This window comes from Candidatus Cloacimonadota bacterium (genome assembly GCA_034722995.1).
Lineage (GTDB): Bacteria > Cloacimonadota > Cloacimonadia > JGIOTU-2 > JGIOTU-2 > JAGMCF01.
The window spans coordinates 25,053-28,504 of sequence record JAYEOL010000003.1; the positions used below are offsets into that span (position 1 = coordinate 25,053).

Annotated in this window: 5 protein-coding genes and 1 tRNA gene; all 6 read right to left on the bottom strand. The window is 31.7% G+C overall.

Annotation, left to right across the window (positions count from 1 at the left end; all coding sequences use genetic code 11):
* The coding region (locus tag U9R23_00425) for a ClpX C4-type zinc finger protein (protein MEA3474905.1) at positions 1-124 on the bottom strand (124 nt) is incomplete at its 3' end.
* Between the two features lie 69 nt (positions 125-193).
* Positions 194-376, bottom strand: a complete 183-nt coding sequence (locus U9R23_00430; protein MEA3474906.1) for a GxxExxY protein — start codon at positions 374-376, stop codon at positions 194-196.
* Between the two features lie 170 nt (positions 377-546).
* Entirely contained in the window at positions 547-1,134 is a 588-nt protein-coding gene (gene clpP, locus U9R23_00435; protein ID MEA3474907.1) for an ATP-dependent Clp endopeptidase proteolytic subunit ClpP, read from the bottom strand.
* Positions 1,135-1,172: 38 nt separating this feature from the next.
* Positions 1,173-2,486, bottom strand: a complete 1,314-nt coding sequence (tig, locus tag U9R23_00440; GenBank protein MEA3474908.1) for a trigger factor — start codon at positions 2,484-2,486, stop codon at positions 1,173-1,175.
* A gap of 45 nt (positions 2,487-2,531) precedes the next feature.
* Positions 2,532-2,617 (bottom strand) — tRNA-Leu (locus U9R23_00445).
* 62 nt (positions 2,618-2,679) lie between these two features.
* Positions 2,680-3,452: class I tRNA ligase family protein (locus U9R23_00450; GenBank protein ID MEA3474909.1), on the bottom strand; the 773-nt coding region annotated here is incomplete at its 5' end.

The following is a 3,452-nucleotide window of genomic DNA, read 5'->3' on the forward strand; positions in this document are numbered from 1 at the left end:
CCTTCTCAAGAATTGTATAACAAATAGAAATACAGTTATTACAGATATTACCATTAATACCACGAATAAGTTTTTTTACCTCGCTTCGCGATTTCCCGCAAAAAGAGCATCTTAATTCATCCATTTTTATTTCCTTTTATAATTATTAAGCCACAATCCCCGATTAAATCTGGGACACTAAGGCACTAAGAAATTAAAGTATAATTCTTTTAATCCAATCTTTTATGAGAGGAACATTAAAATTAATAATAAAGCCAAGACGCTTACCGGTTAATTTTAAATAACTAAGTAATTGCGCTTCCCAAATAGGATTCATTTCATCTACAGCTTTCAACTCACAAATTATAAGTTCTTCCACAAGAACATCCAAACGCAAGCCTTCGTCAAATTTAATCTCATCATATATAAGTTGGAATAGATACTTGTCTTTGATATTTTAATTCCCGTTTAGAAATCTCGTGACAAAAACAAACTTTACCCCGTTGGATATTTTTAGAAGATTTTACAATTATGCTCATAAATATAACAATTAACCATCTATTTTCACTAGTATTTCCTTTTTACAATTACTTCGTCAATAACTCCATATTTTTTAGCTTCTTCTGCGCTCATAAAGAAATTTCTATCTGAATCTTTTTCAATCTTCTCAATAGTCTGCCCTGTATGTTTATGTAATATTCTATTAATTCTATCCTTACTTTTAACAATTTCTCTTGCATGGATTTCAATGTCAACAGCTTGTCCCTGAACACCGCCTAAAGGTTGATGAATCATAATCCTGGAATTAGGGAGTGCAGACCTCTTTCCCTTTGTGCCAGCAGCGAGCAGCAAAGCTCCCATACTTGCAGCCTGACCAATACAAATAGTGCATATATTCGGTTTAATATACTGCATTGTATCATATATTGCTAAACCAGAAGTAACAATTCCTCCAGGACAATTGATATACATAAAAATGTCATTCTTTGGATTATCTGCTTCTAAATGAAGAAGTTGAGCAATTATAGTATTCGCAGCACTGTCATCAATTATTGAACCTATAAATATGATTCTATCTTTTAGTAATCTGGAATAGATGTCATAGGCTCTTTCACCTCTTCCAGTTTGCTCAATAACCATAGGTATTAATTTCATATAACCTCATCATTCCTGCCTATCGGCAGACAGGTTTTTTACACAAATCTTACTGTGTTTTCAATATTCTTCAATATTTTTTCATTAATAAGGTTCATCTTTATAGCATCCTTATTAATTTGTTTTTTATACAATTTTTTATATTGCTCAATATCCATATTCATACTATTCGCAGCTTTCTTTATTTCATTTTCAATCTCATCGTCATTTACTTCAACCTTTTCAAGCTCCCGTAATTTTTCCAAAACATAATAAACACGAAATTCATTCTCAGCGTACTTCCTGTAAACCTTTTCCATCTTTTTAATATTTTCCTGTCCGCCAGCTTGCGGATGATTTCTATTTTCGGATTGATTTACCATTTTTGAGACATAATCATTAACTATTGACTCAGGCAATTCAAATGGATTTACTTCAATGATTCTTTGTAAAATTAATGAACTTTTTTTGTTCTCATTTCTGATTTTAACCTGTTCATCAAATCCCTTTTTTATTTCTGCTTTTAAATCTTTTAAGGATTTATAATCTCCAACATCCTTTGCAAATTCATCATCTAAGGCTGGCAGTTCAATCTTCTTAATAGAGTTTATTTTAAGGGATACTTTTATTTCAGTGAGTTTTTCTTCAGGTTTTCCCGTTCTCCGTAGTCCCACCCCGCTTAAATCGGGGGTCTTCGGGACGAAGGATGAAGTTGGAGAAAGTTCAATGGTAGTATCTATAACATCTCCTAATTTAGCACCTGTAAGGTCCTTATCAAATTTTTCTCCAAAATTTTTAGTTCCGAGCCTGTAAGAAATTTCTTCTTGCTTTGAAACTTTTTTATCATCATATTTTTCAACTTGATAATATATCAAATCATTAACTTCTGCTGAGGATTCTTTATCAATAATTTTTGCATAGGTTTGCTGTAATCTTTTCAGTTCATTTTCTATCATCATTTTAGTTACCTTTTCTGGTTTGAAGGGAATTTCAAAGTCTCTATACTTTTTTAATTCAACATCAGGTTTAACTTCAAATTTAAAATCTATTTTTAAGTCTTCACCGGGACTCCAATCAAAATTTTCTAAAGCGCCCTGATTTATCGGAAAAATTTTTTCCTTCTCTAATTCCAATAATGCTTGCCTATAATATTTAGGAATATATTCCTCAAGGTAACCTGCTTTGATTTGTTGTTTATATATGCTTTCTATCATTGATATAGGTGCTTTGCCTTTTCGGAAACCTGGCAGAATAGCATAACTACGATATTTTCTAACTGTTGATTGATAATCTTTATTTGCTGTTTCTTTTGAAATTACAATATTCAGTTTTCTTTTACATTCACTTAATTTTTCTAAATTTGATTTTATCAAGAAATCTCCTTTTGATTTTCATTCCTATCCCGATAAATTGGGAGGTGCGAAAGAGGGGATTTGAACCCCTATCCCGATAAATCGGGACTGGATTCTAAGTCCAGCGCGTCTGCCAATTCCGCCACTTTCGCTTCATAAAATAAATTAACATCATTTTACTACTTTGTCAAAGTTGATAAAAAGGTATCAAGGATTATTCTAAAAAAGCGATATTTGCTTTTAATTTTTCAGAAGTAATTTCCAAATTTTCTTTTCGCTCTCTTTCTCTCTGTACAACATCTTGGGGTGCATTATTTATAAAATCCTTATTATTCAATTTTTTTACACAATTATTCAAATTACTTTCAACTTGAGATAGTTTTTTCAGAAGACGGTCTCTCTCCTTTTCCAAATCAATAACTCCAGCTAAGGGCATATAAATTTCAATATCATCAATAACTGTTGTTGCAGATTTTGAGGGCTTAACAACATCATCCCCAATATAAATATCCGATACCTTAGCCATAATCTTTATATAATGCCGATTATCTTGAAGAATTAATCTTTTACCACCGTTGACAACCTTTATAACAATCTCAACTTTTTCTCCGGGAGGGACATTCATATCTTTTCTAATCCCTCTTATTGATGTAATAACCTTAATTATCAGCTCCATTTTCTTAGCATCTTCTGGGAACAATTGCTCCTTGTCTGCAACTGGAAATGATACTTGCATAATTGATTCAGCTGTAGAGTCAGAACAAAATTTCTGAATTCGTTGCCAAATCTCTTCTGTAATAAATGGCATAATAGGATGAAGCATCCTTGCAGAGTAATCCAATACATTCAACATCAGATATTTAGCAGTTCTTTTTATTGAAATATCATCAGAATGATAAAATCTATCCTTAATAATTTCAAGATACCAAGCACAATAGTCATTCCAGAAAAAGTTGTATAGTATATGAGCAGCATCATTAAATCTAT